Consider the following 17,001-nt stretch of genomic DNA (forward strand, 5'->3'; position numbering starts at 1 on the left):
AAAGGAACCGGACCCATGAAATTCATCCAGTACTACTTGGACTGCCTGTCGCACGCCTCGTATCTGATCGGGGACGAGACCAGCGGACGCGCCGTGGTCATCGACCCGCAGCGCGACGTCTCGCAGTACGTGGCCGACGCCAAGGAAATGGGCATGAAGATCGAGCTCGTCATCGAGACCCACTTCCACGCCGACTTCCTGTCCGGGCACCTGGAGCTGGCCAAGGCCACCGGCGCCCAGATCGTGTTCTCCTCGGTGGCCCAGCCGGAGTTCGAGGCCATGGGGGTCGAGGACGGGCAGCGCTACTCGCTGGGTGAGGTGACCCTGGAGTTCCTGCACACCCCCGGACACACCCCCGAGTCGTTGAGCATCGTGGTCTACGAGCACCCCGAGGACACCGTGCCCTACGGCGTGATGACCGGGGACACCCTGTTCATCGGCGACGTCGGCCGGCCCGACCTGCTGGCCTCGATCGGCTTCACCCGCGAGGAACTGGCCGACAAGCTCTACGACTCGCTGCACAACAAGTTGATGCCCCTGCCCGACCCGACCCGGGTCTACCCCGCTCACGGCGCGGGGTCGGCATGCGGCAAGAACCTCTCGACGGACCTGTGGTCGACCATCGGCGATCAGAAGGAGTCCAACTACGCGCTGCGGGCGTCGACCAAGGACGTCTTCATGCAGATGGTCACCGAGGGGCAGCCACCGGCACCCGGCTACTTCGTCTACGACGCGATCCTCAACCGCAAGGACCGCGAGCTGCTCGACGAGACCAAGATGCCCGCGGCCATGTCCTACGAGGACCTGCAGAAGGCGCTCGAGGGTGGGGCGGTGCTGGTCGACGGCCGCGCGCCCGAGGAGTTCGCCACCGGCCACCTGCGCCAGGCGGTCAACGTCGGACTCGACGGCCGCTACGCCGAGTTCGCCGGCTCGGTGATTCCCTCCGATGTCGACATCGTGCTGTTCGTCGACCCCGGTGAGGAGCTGGAGGCCAAGAATCGGTTGGCCCGCATCGGGTTCGACCGCGTGGTCGGCTACCTGGACAACCCGTTCCAGGCGATGTACGACCACCAGGATCAGGTGCAGGTCGCCTCGCGCCTGACGGCGATGGCGTTCGACGATCGCGCGAGGACGGTCGACGGCCTGCAGATCGTCGACGTGCGCAACCCGGGCGAGGCCGACGCGGGGATGATCCCCGGCGCGGTGAACATCCCGGTCGGCCAGCTGCCGTCGCGCACCGACGAGCTCAACCCGGCGGCCCCGACGGTCGTGTACTGCGCCGGCGGCTACCGGTCCTCGGTGGCGGCCAGCCTGCTGCGCCAGCGCGGCTTCGGCGATGTCAGCGACATCCTGGGCGGCTACAACGCCTGGGAAGAGACTGTCCAGAACGCCTGAGCCACAGAAGGATTCCCGATTAGGTCACAGTTTAGGACAGATACATGACCATCACTGCCAAGCATCAGATCGTCGTTGTGGGCGGCGGCACGGCGGGTATCACCGTCGCCGCCCGCCTGCAACGCAAGGGCTACACCGACATCGCGGTGATCGAGCCCTCCGACACCCACTACTACCAGGCACTGTGGACCCTCGTGGGCGCGGGGAAGGCGCAGGCGTCTTCCACCGCGCGCGCCGAGAGTTCGGTGATGCCCAAGCACGCCACCTGGATCCGCAAGTCGGCGTCGGCGTTCGACCCCGACAACAACACGGTGACGTGTTCGGACGGCACCTCCTACGCCTATGACGTACTGGTGGTATGCCCGGGCATCCAGCTCGACTGGAACCGCACCGAGGGCCTGGAGGAGACGTTGGGCCGCAACGGGGTCTCGTCGAACTACCGGTTCGATCTGGCCCCCAGGACGTGGGACTTCATCAGGAACACCCGTTCGGGTAGCGCGGTGTTCATGATGCCCTCCGGCCCGATCAAGTGCGCCGGGGCACCCCAGAAGATCGCCTACCTGGCCGCCGACTACTGGAAGAAGCAGGGCGTCCTCAACGACATCGACATCCACCTGGTGGTGCCGACGCCGCGCATCTTCGGCATTCCCGAGATCGCGGACAACCTGGACAAGGTGATCGCCGGCTACGGCATTCAGCTGCACACCGAGTCCGAGGTGACCGCCGTGGACGCCGGGGCGCACAAGCTGACCGTATCCAGCATGGTCGAGGGCGGCGGGGAAACCGTGCTGCCCTACGACGTGCTGCACGTGGCGCCGCGCCAGTCGGCCCCGGACTGGATCAAGTCCAGCCCGCTGTCGACCGGGGACGCCAACGGCTACGTCGAGGTGGACAAGAACACGCTGCAGCACGTGCGGTATCCGAACATCTTCAGCCTGGGCGATGCGGGCTCGACGCCGAACTCCAAGACCGGCGCCGCGATCCGCAAGCAGGCACCGGTGGCGGCCGAGAACATCGACGCGTTCATCAAGGGCCGTCCGCTGACCGCGCAGTACGACGGCTACGCCTCGTGCCCGCTGGTGACGTCCTCGCACGACATGCTGCTGGCCGAGTTCGACTACTCGCTGAAGATGACCCCGACCTTCCCGATCCTGGATCCGGCCAAGCCGCACCGGGTGTACTGGTACCTGAAGAAGTACGGCCTGCCGTTCATGTACTGGAACCTGATGCTCAAGGGCCTGGCCTGAGGACAGGCCATCGGGCACCAGCCTGAGGACAGGCCATCGGGCACCAGCCCGACGACCCTGCCTGACAACGAGGTCGGGCGACTGGCCCGGCGTGGGTGGTCCGCCACCCACGCCGGGCCTTTCCGCGCGCAGCGAACCCCTCTGGCCGAGGGGCGGCCGGGTGTGGCAACGTCCTCCCGGTGACAGTGATCACCACCTCCCTGCGCCATGAGATCGACGGTGTCGGCCACGACGCGGTCCTGGTTTCCGAAGAGGCGCTGATCGGGTCCGCGCCCACCGTGCTGGTGTTTCACGGCATGGAGGGGCGCAGCGACACCCAGCTGGACTTCGCCGCCGAGCTGACCGGGTGGGGGTACCAGGCGATCGCGGTCGACCTGTTCGGCGAGGAGGTCACCCGCGGCGGCCTGGAGTCCACCACCGCGGCCATGACCGGTTTCCTCGATGACCGCGAGGCCCTGGCCGAGCGGCTCTCCGCGGTGGTGCCCGTGCTGACCGGGGCGCCCCAGGTGGACGCCGCGCGGGTGGCGGCGATCGGCTTCTGTTTCGGCGGCCTGTGCGTGTTGGACCTGGCCCGCGCCGGTGCCGCGCTGCGCGGTGTGGCCAGCTTCCACGGACTGCTCACCCCGCCGCCCGCGGCCCGGCGGCACCAGGTGACGGCCAACGTGACAGCGAAGGTCATGGTCTTCCACGGCTGGGACGACCCGTTCGCGCCCCCGGAGGACGTGGTGGCCCTGGGCCGGGAGTTCTCCGGCCGCGGCATCGACTGGCAGCTGCACGCCTACGGCAATGCGCTGCATGCCTTCATGGCGCCGTGGGCCGACGACCCCGACCGCGGCGTCCGCTACGACGAGCGCGCCGCCCGGCGGGCGTGGGAGTCGCTGGGGCACTTCCTGCTGGACTGTTTCGCGCCCGGGGCCTGAACGTCCGATCCCTCGTCGCCGGGTAGGTTGCCGATATGACTGGCACCGACCTCGTCCTGTACTCCTGCACCGACCGCGTCGCGCTGATCACCGTCAACGACCCGGACCGGCGCAACGCCGTCACCGACGCGATGTCGGCACAGCTGCGGGCCGCCGTCGAACGCGCACAGGACGACCCCGGGGTGCACGCCGTCGTGGTGACCGGCGCCGGCAAGGCGTTCTGCGCCGGGGCCGACCTCAGCGCGCTGGGTGCGGCCGCCGAGGAGGGGCTGCTGCGCATCTACGACGGGTTCATGGCGGTGGCCAACTGCACCCTGCCCACCGTCGCGGCCGTCAACGGGGCCGCCGTCGGCGCCGGGCTGAACCTGGCCCTGGCCGCCGACGTCCGCATCGCCGGGCCGCACGCCCTGTTCGATCCGCGGTTCCAGAAGCTGGGCATCCACCCCGGCGGCGGTGCCACCTGGATGTTGCAGCGCGGGGTCGGCCCGCAGGTGGCCCGCGCGGCGCTGCTGTTCGGGATGCGCTTCGACGCCGAATCGGCGGTGGCGCACGGGCTGGCGCTCAGCGTGGCCGACGACCCGGTGGCCGCCGCCCTCGAGCTGGCCGCCGGGCCGGCGGCCGCACCGCGCGAGGTGGTGCTGGCGACCAAGGCCACGATGCGCGCCACGACCGCCCCGGGCTCGGTGGACACCGATCTTCACCACGCCGCGATGCGCACCGAACTGGGGCCGCAGGCCACCTCGATCCGGTCCCCGGAGTTCGCGGCGCGGCTGGCCGCGGCGCAGAAACGCTGAGCCCCGCCGGCCCGCCCTCCGGACCCCGCTACGGCGCCAGCGACACGATGCGTTCGGCCCGCCGCAGCACCGGCGCATCGACCATCTGGCCCCGGAACGCGAAGGCCCCCGGTTGTTGTGCGGCGGCGGTCAGGACCTCTCGGGCCCACTCGACCTGCTCCGCGGTGGGCGCATAGCCGGCGCGGATCACCGCGAGCTGACTCGGGTGGATGGCGACCTTGATGTCGAAGCCGACCGCGACGGCGTCATCGACCTCGCCGCGCAGACCGTCGAGGTCCTTGATGTCGAGGAACACCGAGTCCAGCGCGAGCCGGCCGCGGGCCTTGGCGGCCAGCAGCGACTGGGAGCGCACGTGGCGGGCCACATCGCGGAAGGAGCCGTCGGCGAAGCGGTTGGCCGTCCCGCCCAGGACGGCGAAGAGGTCCTCGGCGCCCCACATCACGCCCACCGCGTTGGCCGCCGCCGCCGACTCGGCGACCGTCAGCGCCCCCAGCGGGGTCTCGACGATGAGCACCACCTCCCGCGGCGCCAGCGCCGACACCTGTTCGGCGGCTTCGCACTTGGGCAGCATCACGGTCTGGTAGTCGGTGCGCTCCAGCGCCTGCAGGTCCAGGCGCTGATCCTCGGTGCCGGCCGGGTTGATCCGGATCACCGTGCGCGCCGGGTCCAGCGGCGTGCCGAGCAGGGCTTCGCGCGCGGCGGGCTTGTCACCGGCGCCGTCCTCCAGGTCCAGGATGACGATATCGGCCGCCGCGGCGGCCTTTTCGAATCGCTCGGGTCGGTCGGCCGGGCAGAACAGCCACGCCGGGCCGGCGTTGTCGAGGGGCACTAGTTCTCCTCCTGGGGACGCTTGCGCACCATGGTCTTGCGCGCCGCGGTCGCCACGACGTCGCCGTGCTGGTTGCGCCCGGTGTGGGCGAAGGTCACGATGCCCTCCCCGGGCCGGCTCTTGGACTCGCGTTTGTCGGTGACGACGGTCTCGGCGTAGAGGGTGTCACCGTGGAAAAGGGGCTTGGGGAAGGCGATCTCGGAGAACCCGAGGTTGCCCACGATGGTGCCCTGGGTCAGCTGGGCGACCGAGAGACCCACCAGCGTGGACAGCGTGAACATCGAATTGACCAGCCGCTGGTGGAAGGGCGGCAGCGCGTCGGAGAACGCCGCATCCAGGTGTAGTGCCTGGGTGTTCATCGTCAGCGTGGTGAACAGCACGTTGTCGGCCTCGGTGATGGTGCGGCCGGGGGCGTGGATGTAGCGCACCCCGATCTCGAACTCCTCGAACCACAGGCCGCGCTGGTGGACCACTTTCTCCGGATCGGTCACGGTCACAGTCCCATCTGCCGGGCGATGATCATCAACTGGACTTCGGTGGTGCCCTCGCCGATTTCGAGGATCTTGCTGTCGCGGTAGTGGCGTGCGACGGTGTACTCGTTCATGAAGCCGTAGCCGCCGTGGATCTGGGTGGCGTCGCGGGCGTTGTCCATCGCGGCCTCGCTGGCCACCATCTTGGCCACCGCGGCCCCCTTCTTGAACGGCTTGCCGGCCAGCATCAGCGCCGCAGCGTCGTAGTAGGCGGTGCGCGCGGCGTGGGCGCGGGCCTCCATCCGGGCCAGCTTGAACTCGATGGCCTGATACTTGCCGATCGCCTGCCCGAACGCCGAGCGCTCCTTGGCGTACCGCACGCTCTCGTCGACACAGCCCTGCGCCGCACCGACGGACAGGGCGGCGATGGCGATGCGCCCCTCGTCGAGGATGCGCAGGAAGTTGGCGTAGCCGCGGCCCCGCTCCCCCAGCAGGTTCTCCTGCGGCACCCGCACGTCGTCGAAGCTGAGCGGGTGGGTGTCCGAGGCGTTCCACCCGACCTTGTCGTAGGCGGGTTCGGCGGTGAAGCCCTCGATGGGCACCGGCACCAGGATGGAGCTGATCTCGGGCTTGCCCGGCGCGCCGCCGGTCACGGCGGTGACGGTGACCAGCCGGGTGATGTCGGTGCCGGAGTTGGTGATGAACTGCTTGGTGCCGTTGATCACCCAGTGCCCGTCGTCGAGGCGGGCGGTGGTCTTCGTCGCGCCGGCGTCGCTGCCGCCGCCTGCCTCGGTGAGCCCGAAGGCGCCCAGCGCCTTGCCGCTGGTCAGCAGCGGCAGCCACTGGCGCCGCTGATCCTCGGTGCCGAACCGGTAGACGGGCATGGCCCCGAGCGACACCCCGGCCTCCAGCGTGATCGCCACGCTCTGGTCGACCTTGCCGAGTTCCTCCAGCGCCAGGCACAGCGCGAAGTAGTCGCCGCCCATGCCGCCGTACTCCTCGGGGAACGGCAGCCCGAACAGCCCCATGTCGGCCATGCCCGCGACCACCTCGTAGGGGAAGCTGTGCTCGGCGTCGTGCTTGGCGGCGACGGGGGCCACGACGCCCTGGGCGAAGTCGCGCACCGTCTTGGCCAGCTGGGCGTACTCGTCGGGCAGATCGCCCGTCGACAGGTAGTCACTCATCGCGTGCTTCTTTCTCGGTTGCCTTGATGCGGGCCAGGAGCTGACCCACCTTGACCTGATCGCCGACGCCGACCAGCACCTCGACGACACCGTCGACGGGGGCGGTCAGCGAGTGCTCCATCTTCATGGCCTCCACGGCGACGACCACGGCGCCGGCCTGCACCGCCGCGCCGTCGGCCACGTTGACGGCCACGACCGCCCCGGGCATCGGGCTGACCAGTTCGGCGTCCCCGGCATGCGCATCGTCGGGACGCACCGGGGCCTCGCGGACCTCCTCGACGACGGCGACACCGTCCTGCCCGGCCAGCCAGATCCGGTGATCGTGCTCGGCGACGAGGTACTCCGAGCGCAGTCCGTCGACGGTGACGCTGAGCCGGTCGCCGGCCAGCGCGGCGGTCACGGTGCGCGCCGGGCCGTCCTCAACGACGGCGCGGGCCTGCCGTGGCGTGCCGGTGATGCCGACGTGGTCGGTGCGCTCGCCGGAGCGCAGCCGGATCGTGCTGGCCGCGGGGGCACCCATGCGCCAGCCCGACGGCGCCGACCAAAGGTCGTCGGTGCGGGCCTGCCAGCGCTGCATCCAGCGCAGGGCGGCCGCGGCGATCAGTTGCCCATCACCGGCGCCGGGCGCGCCGAAGTCGCCGGCGCGGCGGTCGAGCAGTCCGGTGTCCAACCGTCCCGCGGCGACGTCGGGGTCGGCGAGCAGGAAACGCAGGAAGTCGATGTTGGTGGTCACGCCCAGGATCGCCGTGCGGGCCAGCGCGCGGTCCAGCCCGCGCAGCGCCGCGGCGCGGTCGGGCCCGTGGGCGATCACCTTGGCCAGCATCGGGTCGTAGTCGCTGCCGACGACGGTGCCGGCGAAGATTCCCGAGTCCACCCGCACGCCCGCACCGGACGGCTCGAGGAGATCCAGCACGGTGCCGCCGGTGGGCAGGAAGCCGTGCGCGGGGTCCTCGGCGTACACCCGGGCCTCGATCGCGTGCCCACGCAGTTCCACGTCGTCCTGCCCGCACGGCAGGGTCTCGCCCGCGGCGATGCGGACCTGCCATTCAACCAGGTCCCACCCGGTGACCATCTCGGTGACCGGGTGCTCGACCTGCAGCCGGGTGTTCATCTCCATGAAGAAGAATTCATCGGGCCGGTCGGCGGAGACGATGAATTCCACTGTGCCGGCGCCGATGTAGTCCACACTGCGGGCGGTGTCGCAGGCGGCCGCGCCGATGCGGGACCGGGTCGGCTCGTCCAGCAGGGCCGAGGGCGCCTCCTCGATGACCTTCTGGTGGCGGCGCTGCAGGCTGCACTCCCGCTCGCCGAGGTGGATCACGTTGCCGTGGCCGTCGGCCAGGACCTGCACCTCGATGTGTCTGGGCTGCAGGACGAACCGTTCCAGGAACAGGGTGTCGTCACCGAAGGCGGCAGCGGATTCTCGCCGCGCCCCGGCCAGGGCCGCCGGTAGCTCGGCGGGCTCGGAGACCCTCCGCATGCCCTTGCCCCCGCCGCCGGCAGAGGGTTTGACCAGCACCGGATAGCCGATGTCCTCGGCGGCGGCGACCAGCTCGGAGTCGCTGAGTCCGGGCCGGGCCAGCCCCGGCACCACGGGAACGCCGAAGCGGCTCACGGTCTCCTTGGCGGTGATCTTGTCGCCCATGGTGGCGATCGCCCTCGCCGGCGGCCCGATGAACACGATGCCGGCCGCGGTCAGCGCCGCGGCGAACTCGGCGTTCTCCGAGAGGAATCCGTAGCCGGGGTGAACGGCCTGCGCGCCGGTGCGCCGCGCGGCGTCGACCACGGCGCCGATGTTGAGGTAGCTTTCGCGGGCCGGGGCGGGACCGAGCAGCACCGCCGCGTCGGCCTCGGCGACGTGGCGCGCGCCGGCGTCGGCCTCGCTGTAGACCGCCACGGCGCGGATCCCCATCCGCCGCAGGGTCCGGATGACCCGCACGGCGATCTCGCCGCGGTTGGCCACCAGAACCGTGTCGAAGCGTATCCCCGAGCCTGTCGCCGTGCCTGTTTCCGTCATCGTGACCTCACATCCGGAAGACGCCGTAGGAGACCGGTTCGACGGGGGCGTTGCCGACGACCGACAGCGCCAGACCCACCACGGTCCTGGTGTCGGCGGGGTCGATCACCCCGTCGTCCCACAGCCGCGCCGTCGAGTAGTAGGGGTTGCCCTGGTGCTCGTACTGCGCGCGGATGGGCGCCTTGAACGCCTCCTCGTCCTCCGGGCTCATCTCGCCGCGCACCGTGGCCAGCACCGAGGCCGCCTGCTCGCCGCCCATCACCGAGATCCGCGCGTTGGGCCACATCCACAGGAACCGCGGCGAGTACGCGCGCCCGCACATCGAGTAGTTGCCCGCCCCGTAGGATCCCCCGATCACCACGGTGAGCTTGGGTACGCGCGCGCAGGCCACCGCGGTCACCATCTTCGCGCCGTGCTTGGCGATGCCGCCGGCCTCGTAGTCACGCCCCACCATGAACCCGGCGATGTTCTGCAGGAACAGCAGCGGGACCATCCGCTTGTCGCAGAGTTCGATGAAATGCGCTCCCTTGAGCGCGGATTCACCGAAGAGCACACCGTTGTTGGCGACGATGCCGACGGGGTGGCCGTGGATGTGGGCGAATCCGGTCACCAGTGTCGTGCCGTACTCGGCCTTGAACTCGCTGAACTCGCCGCCGTCGACGATGCGGGTGATGACCTCGTGGACGTCGTAGGGCACCCGGGCGTCGACGGGCACGACGTCGTAGAGCTCGCTCTGGTCGGCCACGGGCGCGACGGCGGGGCGCACCTCCCAGGGCCGCGGGGGCACCGGGCCCAGGGTGGACACGATGCGCCGCACGATGCGCAGTGCGTCGCGGTCGTCGTGTGCCAGGTGGTCGGTGACCCCGGAGACCTTGGCGTGCAGATCGCCGCCGCCGAGGTCCTCGGCCGTGACCACCTCGCCGGTGGCGGCCTTCACCAACGGCGGGCCGCCCAGGAAGATGGTGCCCTGGTTGCGCACGATGACGGCCTCGTCGCTCATCGCCGGCACATAGGCACCCCCGGCGGTGCAGGAGCCGAGCACCGCGGCGATCTGCGGAATCCCCTTGGCGCTCATGGTCGCCTGGTTGTAGAAGATGCGCCCGAAGTGTTCACGGTCGGGGAAGACCTCGTCCTGGCGTGGCAGGAAGGCGCCGCCGGAGTCGACGAGGTAGATGCAGGGCAGCTGGTTCTGCAGCGCGATCTCCTGGGCGCGCAGGTGCTTCTTGACCGTGACCGGGTAGTAAGTGCCGCCTTTGACGGTAGCGTCGTTGGCCACGATCATGCACTCGCGTCCCGAGATCCGGCCGATGCCCGCGATCATGCCCGCGCCGGGGCACTCGTCGTCGTACATGCCGTCGGCGGCCAGCGGAGCCACCTCCAGCAGGGGGCTGCCGGGGTCGAGCAGACCGTCGACACGGTCGCGCGGAAGCAGCTTGCCCCGGGCGACGTGTCGTTCCCGGGCCCGCTCGGGGCCGCCGAGCCCCGCGGTGGCCAGCTTGTCGCGCAGCTGGGCCACCAGTGCCAGATGCTCGTCGCGGTTGGACGTTACGGAAGTCAAGCGACCCTGCCTGTTCGCTTCGGTTAATGATGACTAACTCATGGTATGTTAGTCACGATTAACTGCAGAAGTCCAGAGCGAGCCGACGGAGCCGCCATGCCCGCACCGGCCGCAGGAGCCGGGGAACACAAACCGGCCACCCGCCGCAGCCAGCGCAAGTCCGACCGGCGGACCCAGCTGCTGGCCGCGGCCGAGCGCCTGTTCGCCGAGCGCGGCTACCTGGCCGTGCGGCTGGAGGACATCGGCGCCGCCGCCGATGTCAGTGGGCCCGCGATCTACCGGCACTTCCCCAACAAGGAGGCGCTGCTGGTCGAACTGCTGGTCGGCATCAGCACCCGGCTGCTGCAGGGAGCGCGGGCCGTGGTCGCCGGGGCCGCCGACGCCGCGGCAGCGCTCGACGGTCTGGTCGAGTTCCACCTCGATTTCACCCTGGGCGAGCCCGACCTGATCCGCATCCAGGACCGCGACCTCGACCACCTGCCCGACACCGCCAAGCGACAGGTCCGCCGCAGCCAGCGGCAATACGTCGAGATCTGGGTGCGGGTGCTCTGCGAGCTCGGTCCGCGCGGCGACGGGGACCGCGGCGAGGACCGCGACGAGGATGACGCCCGGTTGATCGCCCACGCCGTCTTCGGGCTGCTGAACTCCACGCCCTACAGCACCAAGGGCGCCGGCGGCAGGATCGCCGATCCGGACCGGTCCCGCACGGTCCTGCGCGCCATGACGATGGCCGCACTCACCGCGCGCCGCTGAGACCGCCGCGACCACCGGGGACAGGGGCCGCCGGGGACACCGCCCGGCGGTCAGCCGATGACGCCACCCACGAGGTGGCCGATTCCGTAGGTGACCGCCAGTGCCAGCCCGCCGCCGATCAGGTTGCGCAGCACGGCGCGTCCGCGGGGCGCGCCGCCCAGCCAGGCGCTGACCGCGCCGGTCAGCGTCAGCGCCAGCAGCACGGTCACGATGGTGATCGGGACCCGCAGCGTGATCGGCAGCACGGTGATCGCGATCAACGGCAGCAGCGCACCGATGGTGAAGGCCAGCGCCGAGGACAGCGCCGCGTGCCAGGGATTGGTCAGTTCCTCGGGGTCGATACCCAGTTCCACCTCGGCGTGCGCGGCGAAGGCGTCGTGGTCGGTGAGTTCCTCGGCCACCGTCCGCGCCGTGGCCGCCGAGAGCCCCTTGGCCTCGTAGAGCGCGGCCAGTTCGTCGAGCTCGGCACTCGGTTCGGTGCGCAGCTCCCACTTCTCCTTGGCCAGCAGCGCGCTCTCGGTGTCACGCTGCGTGCTCACCGACACGTACTCCCCCAGCGCCATCGAGACCGCCCCCGCGGCCAGGCCGGCCACACCCGCGGTCAGGATCGGTCCGACCTCGGGAGTCGCCGCGGCCACACCGACCACGATGCCCGCGGTGGAGACGATCCCGTCGTTTGCGCCCAGTACACCCGCGCGTAACCAATTCAGCTTGGCGGCAACCGAACCCTCGTGGGGCTCATCGGGATGCGTGTGCGCCGGCAACTCGCTGGAGGACATGCGCGACAAGTTACCTCCCGGGCCGCCGCGAGCACCAGGAAACACAGCCTATCCAAAGACCGCGGGCCGGTGCGGATTTGATCCGCACCGGCCCGCCGGGACAACTGGTTTCAGGTCCGCGTCACAAGACCCCCGACGCTAATACCAGACCTTGCGTCCGCCCACCGGCCGACCGACCGCGCCCAGGATCCACAACACCGCCCCGATCACCAGCAGGATGATGCCGATGGTCCACAGGATGTTGATGTTCAGCACGAAGCCGAGGATGAGCAGAATCGCTCCGAGAACAATCATCGTGACTCTCTTTCCGTGAATGCGGTGGTCATAGCGCTATTACTGACTGGGCTGGGGCAGTTCGCAGTTCTCCACCTTGGGATTGACGCCCATGTAGTTCAGCGGCCCCGCGACCACCGTCAACGCAATGGTTCCCGCAGTGGCACAGCTTGTTTCAGTGGACTTGAAGTAGTCCCGCTGGTAAGCGGCGAGCACACCGATCGCCAACCACACCAGCACGATCACGCCGAGCAATCCTCCGCCGCGCCGCATCTGAGCCTCCGTCTCTGTCGGCACCTCCTGGCGCCCAGAGGTTTACCCTGGTGCAATATTCCCAAACATCGGCGCCGCACCCCCGCCTCCGGGGCCGGACCCGCACGGGGTGATCGCCGGTCAGGCGGCCTTGAACGGCGCGAAGGCGGTGCGCAGCCAGTCGCAGACCTCGACGGCGAGCACCTCACGGTTCTCCCGTTTGGCGATCTCGTGACCGTCGTCGGGGAAGACCACGTAGCGCACCGTGCGGCCCCGTTCGCGCAGGGCCTCCTCCATCTGCGTGGACTCGCTGACCGGGACGTTGGTGTCGTTGCCGCCGTGCACCAACAACACCGGTGCGGTCAACGCGTCCACCCGCAGCAGCGGCGAGAGCTGGTCGAGCAGCTCCCGGTCGCTGATCGGGTGGCCGTACTTCGGCTGGGCGGCCGCGGCGATCCAGGCCTCGGTGTTGCGGTAGAACGTGCTCAGGTCGCTCATCCCGCAGATGCTGATGCCCGCGGCGAACAACTCGGGGTGGAAGGTGAGCGCCGCCAGCGTCAGGTAGCCCCCGTAGGACCAGCCTCCGCAGGCGATCCGCTGCGGGTCGGCGTGGCCGCCGTCGATGAGGTGCTGCACGCAGTCGGCGACGTCGTCGATGGCCGCGAACCGCTTCTCGCGGTCGTCGGCGTGCATGAAGCTGCGGCCGAATCCCCCGGAGCCGCGCACATTCGGCGTCAGCACGGTGATCCCGGCGTTGAGCAGCTGCGGAAACACCTCGTCGTAGCCGGGCCGGGACTGACCTTCGGGTCCCCCGTGCAGGTAGATCAGCGCGCCGATGCTCTCCACTCCCTCGGGGGGGTCGTAACGCCAGGCCGTCAGCCGCAGACCGTCACGCGCGGTGATGATGTCCAGGTGCGGCGCCTCGGCTCGCGGACCCGACATCGGCACCCGGTCGACGGCCTCCCACTCGCGGGTCCTGGTGTCCACCAGTTCGACGGTCCTTGGCTGCCAGGGGCTTTCGACCGTCATCGCCACCATCGAGCCGCCTGCGCTGATCGAGAGCTGGCTGGCCACCAGCCCGGGCAGCGGGATCGGATCGGTGAGCGTGTTGTCGACGAACTGCAGGATCTGGAGTTCGCTGCAGCCGTTGATGTTCCACAGGATCGCCACCGTCGACAGGTCGTCGCTGATGACGAACTCGTCGAGTTCGTAGCCGGGCTTCTCGGCCACCACGTAGTAGCTGACACCGTCCGGCGTCGCCGTCACCTCCAGCAGCCGGGCGTGGCCGGTCCCGTTGTCGCTGCGGATCAGCGCCCGCACATAGCCCTCGGCGCTGTTGACGCCGTAGGTCTTCGCCGGGTGGTAGAGCTTCATCTCCTCACCGTCGGCGCCGGCGCGCAGACGCCGCGGCATCTGGTCGTCGAGGATCACCCCGGCGTCGGTGGTCGAGCCCGGATCGTAGGGCAGCAGGGAGATCTCGGTGAGGCCGTGCAACATCAGCAGTTCCCGGTAGCCGCGGGGTCCCACCCGCACCAGCGACGCGCCCGCCCAGGAGTCCACCAACCGTCCCGAGGAGCGGCGGTCCAGGATGATCCGGTTGCCGGTGGCCGGGTCGATCAGGCAGGACGCGCCGATTCCGTCGTCGCCGGTGAGGATGGCCGCCACTTGGGTGCCGTCCCAGGCGATCAGCTCGGCGGTGCCTTCCTCGCTCTCGGGGCCCATCCCGTCGATACGGTGCGCGTCGCGGTCGTCGGGGTCGGTGGTGACGACCCAGATCTGGGTGCGCTCACTGCCGGCCGGGGCCACCTCGCAGGCCAGCCAGTGCCCGTCGGCGGAATGCAGCACCCGGGTGACCGGGCCCTCGACCGGCAACTCGACGTCACGCGAGGAACTGGCGCGCCATCCCCGCAGGAAGCGCTGCACGGCCCGCGGGTAGCCGCCGTCGTCGACGATGTTGGCGAAGGCCGTGGCATCCGGTGAGAGCGATGCGCCGTAAATCTCGCGCACCTGCGGACCCACCGAATCGACCTCCTACTCGTCTGCCCGCGCCGGCTCGCGGGGCCGAAACGGACGCTACCCGCCCGGCCAGCGCCTCGCCACCGCCCTCACCGGGGGTGTCCCCGGCGCGCCGTCGGGGTCCGGGGCACGCTACCTGTGCAGGTCTGATCGGCCTCGCCGACGCCGACGCAGGTAGCCTGCAGGCATGAGGTGGGCATGACCGATCCGCGTCGACCCGATGGCGGGGAGTCGAACCGGAACCCCAACCGGCCGCACTGGTCCCAACCGACCGAGCCGGTGGGCAACCACTATCGGCCCGAGATCGACCCGGCATACGCCGGGCAGTACACGTATCCGAGCTACCTTCCCCCGTCCTCGGCCAATCCCACCGAACCGCTGCCGCCGTACTGGACGCAGACCCAGTTCCAGGCACCCGGCCAGCCCCCTGACCAGGGCGTTCCCGAACCTCCGAGGTCGCCGCGGTGGCTGTGGCTGATCGCCGGGGTGACCGTCGTGCTGGTCGTCGGCCTGGTCATCGCGCTGGTGATCGTCAACGGCGCCTCCAAGCAGGACACCGTGGTGGCGCCGCTGCCGTCGATGCCGGCGCCGACCACCACCGGGTTCCCCCTGCCGACCACGCGGACGCCCACGACCACCACGACACCGAGCCCGCTGCCGACCACCACCGCCACGACGTCACCGACCCCGTCGACCAGGGCGCCGGTGTCGCCCGGGGGCACCGACACCGTGGTCTACTCGGTGACCGGCCGCGGCCGCGCCATCAGCATCACCTACGTCGACACCGGCGGTCTGCTGCAGATCGAGTTCAACGTGGTGCTGCCCTGGAGCCGCGAGGTCACCCTGACCTCCCCCGCCGCGACGTCGGCCAGTGTCACCGTTCTCAACGTCGGCCGCGAGGTCACCTGCACGGTCCGCGTCAACGGCGCGCCGGTGCGCCAGCGCACCGGAACCGGGCTGACCATCTGCGCTTCGGCCGGATAGCCGGCCAGACGGCCCAGCCGGATAGCCGGCCAGACGGCCCAGCCGGATAGCCGGCCAGACGGCCCGGCCGGATAGCGGGAGCCCTCAGAGCACCAGCGCGCGGCCGGCGACACGGTGCGGCGGCACCCGCACGAACAGCATCCCGCCCAGACCGGCGGCCAGCACCACGCAGATACCGCCCAGCCCGGCGCGGTCGGTACCGAACGCGTCGACGAACAGGAAGAACAGCCACGGCGCCAGGAACGACACCGCGCGCCCGGTCATGGTGTACAGGCCGAACGCCACGCCCTCGGTGCCGTCGACGGACAACCGCAACAGCAGCGCCCGCGCCGACGCCTGGGTCGGGCCCAGGAACAGGCACAGGATCAGCCCGCAGATCCAGAACGCCACCGGCCCCGACAACGCGAGCAACAGCAGTCCGACCACCACCATGGCCGACAGCGATCCGACGATGACGGGCTTGGAGCCCACCCTGTCGTCCACCTGCCCGCCGGCCACCGCGCCGATCGCGGCGACCACGCACGCCGCGACACCGAAGATGAGGACGTTGGCCGGGGAGATGCCGTAGACGGTCACGCCGAGCACCGCCCCGAAGGTGAACACTCCGGTCAGTCCGTCGCGGAAGACGGCGCTGGCGAGCAGGTAGTAGACCAGGTTGGGGTCGCGGCGCCATTCGGCGTTCAGGTCGCGCCACACCTTGCGGTAGGCACCCAGCAGGCCAGGGTGTTCATGGGGGTCCAGCGCGGTGGGCAGGATGTGGTGGGCGGTCAGCAGCAGCGGCAGCGCGAACGCGGCGAACCAGGCGGCCGCCACCAGCACCACGATCCGGATGTTCAGGCCGTCGGCGGCGGGCACCCCGAACAGCCCGCGGGTGGGGCCGTCGCCGGCGATGAACCCGACGTAGACGAACACCAGCAGTGCGACACTGCCGAAATAGCCCGCCCCCGAGCCGATCCCGGAGATACGGCCGGAGTTCTGCGGGGTCGAGAGCTGCCGCAGCATGGCGTTGTAGGGCACCCCGGCCAGGTCGCCGCAGGCGGCGGTCGCGGCGAGCAGCGCCAGCCCGGCGAACAGATAGGACTCCTCGGGGCGGATCAGGCTCATGGCCACGGTGCACAGCACCGCGGCGGCGGTCAGGACGGTCAGCGCCCGCTGCCGCCAGCGCGGTGCCTGCACCCACACCCCGGTCACCGGCGCCAACACGGCCACCGCCAGCCCGGCGATGGTCAGGGCCCGGCCCAGCCAGCTGCCCGGCGAGGCGCCGCCCTGCATCCCCTGGCCGACGGATTCGGTCAGGTAGACCGAGAACACGAACGTCACGACGATGGCGTTGAGGCCGACGAATCCGCAATCCCACAGCGCCCAGGCCACCACCCGGGACTTCCGGGGCGGCGAGGCTTGCTCGGTCACTAGGGCACCATGCTCTCTGCGAATGCTCTCGGAGTGTTCGTTGAAGGGACTCGGCGGGGACCGAGGTGACGGCCAGGTGCGGTCGCTCGTAGAGGGCCTGCATGACACCGCCGCCCTCGG

Annotated in this window: 16 protein-coding genes; 6 read left to right on the forward strand and 10 right to left on the reverse strand. The window is 70.3% G+C overall.

Translation table 11 applies throughout. The annotated features are described in order from the left end of the window. Positions 1-15: 15 nt before the first annotated feature. The 4 genes from CSR00_RS07440 to CSR00_RS07455 all read left to right on the forward strand — a co-directional run bounded on the left by CSR00_RS07440 (position 16) and on the right by CSR00_RS07455 (position 4,356). On the forward strand, positions 16-1,395 hold the full coding sequence (locus CSR00_RS07440; RefSeq protein ID WP_099021748.1) for a rhodanese-like domain-containing protein: 1,380 nt from the start codon (positions 16-18) through the stop codon (positions 1,393-1,395). 44 nt (positions 1,396-1,439) lie between these two features. After that, positions 1,440-2,642, forward strand: a complete 1,203-nt coding sequence (locus CSR00_RS07445) for an NAD(P)/FAD-dependent oxidoreductase (protein ID WP_099021749.1) — start codon at positions 1,440-1,442, stop codon at positions 2,640-2,642. Between the two features lie 179 nt (positions 2,643-2,821). Further along, the gene (locus CSR00_RS07450) at positions 2,822-3,562 is read left to right on the forward strand and encodes a dienelactone hydrolase family protein (protein ID WP_099021750.1); all 741 of its coding nucleotides are present in this window, start codon (positions 2,822-2,824) and stop codon (positions 3,560-3,562) included. A 35-nt stretch (positions 3,563-3,597) separates the two neighbouring features. After that, positions 3,598-4,356 carry an enoyl-CoA hydratase gene (locus tag CSR00_RS07455; RefSeq protein ID WP_099021751.1) on the forward strand — a complete coding sequence of 253 codons (759 nt, stop codon included), beginning with the start codon at positions 3,598-3,600 and terminating at the stop codon, positions 4,354-4,356. 28 nt (positions 4,357-4,384) lie between these two features. On the opposite strand, the gene CSR00_RS07460 is transcribed toward CSR00_RS07455, so the two are convergent. The 5 genes from CSR00_RS07460 to CSR00_RS07480 are packed head-to-tail and all read right to left on the reverse strand — an operon-like array spanning position 4,385 to position 10,414. Beyond that, the gene (locus tag CSR00_RS07460; protein ID WP_099021752.1) at positions 4,385-5,185 is read right to left on the reverse strand and encodes an HpcH/HpaI aldolase/citrate lyase family protein; all 801 of its coding nucleotides are present in this window, start codon (positions 5,183-5,185) and stop codon (positions 4,385-4,387) included. Beyond that, a complete protein-coding gene (locus CSR00_RS07465) occupies positions 5,185-5,676 on the reverse strand; it encodes a MaoC family dehydratase (protein WP_099021770.1) in 492 nt (163 codons plus the stop codon). The genes CSR00_RS07460 and CSR00_RS07465 overlap by 1 nt, the downstream gene beginning before the upstream one ends. 2 nt (positions 5,677-5,678) lie before the next feature. After that, the gene (locus tag CSR00_RS07470; protein WP_099021753.1) at positions 5,679-6,839 is read right to left on the reverse strand and encodes an acyl-CoA dehydrogenase family protein; all 1,161 of its coding nucleotides are present in this window, start codon (positions 6,837-6,839) and stop codon (positions 5,679-5,681) included. Beyond that, positions 6,832-8,856: an ATP-binding protein gene (locus CSR00_RS07475; protein ID WP_099021754.1), complete on the reverse strand. Its 2,025-nt coding sequence runs from the start codon at positions 8,854-8,856 to the stop codon at positions 6,832-6,834. The genes CSR00_RS07470 and CSR00_RS07475 overlap by 8 nt, the downstream gene beginning before the upstream one ends. A gap of 7 nt (positions 8,857-8,863) precedes the next feature. After that, positions 8,864-10,414: a carboxyl transferase domain-containing protein gene (locus tag CSR00_RS07480; protein WP_099021755.1), complete on the reverse strand. Its 1,551-nt coding sequence runs from the start codon at positions 10,412-10,414 to the stop codon at positions 8,864-8,866. Between the two features lie 96 nt (positions 10,415-10,510). Between CSR00_RS07480 and CSR00_RS07485 the strand changes: the two genes are divergently transcribed. After that, positions 10,511-11,167 (forward strand): SACE_7040 family transcriptional regulator, encoded by a 657-nt coding sequence (locus tag CSR00_RS07485; protein ID WP_099021756.1) that lies wholly within the window; start codon positions 10,511-10,513, stop codon positions 11,165-11,167. A 50-nt stretch (positions 11,168-11,217) separates the two neighbouring features. Here the strand turns inward: CSR00_RS07485 and CSR00_RS07490 are convergent, their stop codons facing one another. The 4 genes from CSR00_RS07490 to CSR00_RS07505 form a co-directional block, all read right to left on the reverse strand. Beyond that, entirely contained in the window at positions 11,218-11,946 is a 729-nt protein-coding gene (locus CSR00_RS07490; RefSeq protein WP_407662405.1) for a VIT1/CCC1 transporter family protein, read from the reverse strand. A 138-nt stretch (positions 11,947-12,084) separates the two neighbouring features. Further along, positions 12,085-12,240, reverse strand: coding sequence for a DUF6131 family protein (locus tag CSR00_RS30605; RefSeq protein ID WP_099021757.1), 156 nt, complete (start codon positions 12,238-12,240; stop codon positions 12,085-12,087). A 39-nt stretch (positions 12,241-12,279) separates the two neighbouring features. After that, positions 12,280-12,492 carry a hypothetical protein gene (locus CSR00_RS07500; RefSeq protein ID WP_099021758.1) on the reverse strand — a complete coding sequence of 71 codons (213 nt, stop codon included), beginning with the start codon at positions 12,490-12,492 and terminating at the stop codon, positions 12,280-12,282. A gap of 120 nt (positions 12,493-12,612) precedes the next feature. Further along, a complete protein-coding gene (locus CSR00_RS07505) occupies positions 12,613-14,490 on the reverse strand; it encodes a S9 family peptidase (protein ID WP_099021759.1) in 1,878 nt (625 codons plus the stop codon). A 195-nt stretch (positions 14,491-14,685) separates the two neighbouring features. Here CSR00_RS07505 and CSR00_RS07510 point away from each other — a divergent pair, with 195 nt between their 5' ends. Next, complete coding sequence (locus CSR00_RS07510) at positions 14,686-15,471, forward strand: MmpS family transport accessory protein (RefSeq protein WP_099021760.1); 786 nt, start codon at positions 14,686-14,688, stop codon at positions 15,469-15,471. A gap of 84 nt (positions 15,472-15,555) precedes the next feature. On the opposite strand, the gene CSR00_RS07515 is transcribed toward CSR00_RS07510, so the two are convergent. Then, positions 15,556-16,881, reverse strand: a complete 1,326-nt coding sequence (locus CSR00_RS07515; protein ID WP_218014438.1) for an MFS transporter — start codon at positions 16,879-16,881, stop codon at positions 15,556-15,558. Positions 16,882-17,001 lie beyond the last annotated feature (120 nt).

It is taken from the genome of Mycolicibacterium palauense (genome assembly GCF_002592005.1).
Classification (GTDB): Bacteria; Actinomycetota; Actinomycetes; order Mycobacteriales; family Mycobacteriaceae; genus Mycobacterium; species Mycobacterium palauense.

Coding starts and splice junctions, on each gene's coding strand:
- CSR00_RS07440 (WP_099021748.1), top strand. CDS start 16: ATGAAATTCATCCAGTACTACTTGGACTGCCTGTCGCACGCCTCGTAT.
- CSR00_RS07445 (WP_099021749.1), top strand. CDS start 1,440: ATGACCATCACTGCCAAGCATCAGATCGTCGTTGTGGGCGGCGGCACG.
- CSR00_RS07455 (WP_099021751.1), top strand. CDS start 3,598: ATGACTGGCACCGACCTCGTCCTGTACTCCTGCACCGACCGCGTCGCG.
- CSR00_RS07470 (WP_099021753.1), bottom strand. CDS start 6,839: ATGAGTGACTACCTGTCGACGGGCGATCTGCCCGACGAGTACGCCCAG.
- CSR00_RS07475 (WP_099021754.1), bottom strand. CDS start 8,856: ATGACGGAAACAGGCACGGCGACAGGCTCGGGGATACGCTTCGACACG.
- CSR00_RS07485 (WP_099021756.1), top strand. CDS start 10,511: ATGCCCGCACCGGCCGCAGGAGCCGGGGAACACAAACCGGCCACCCGC.
- CSR00_RS07490 (WP_407662405.1), bottom strand. CDS start 11,946: ATGTCCTCCAGCGAGTTGCCGGCGCACACGCATCCCGATGAGCCCCAC.
- CSR00_RS30605 (WP_099021757.1), bottom strand. CDS start 12,240: ATGATTGTTCTCGGAGCGATTCTGCTCATCCTCGGCTTCGTGCTGAAC.
- CSR00_RS07500 (WP_099021758.1), bottom strand. CDS start 12,492: ATGCGGCGCGGCGGAGGATTGCTCGGCGTGATCGTGCTGGTGTGGTTG.
- CSR00_RS07510 (WP_099021760.1), top strand. CDS start 14,686: ATGACCGATCCGCGTCGACCCGATGGCGGGGAGTCGAACCGGAACCCC.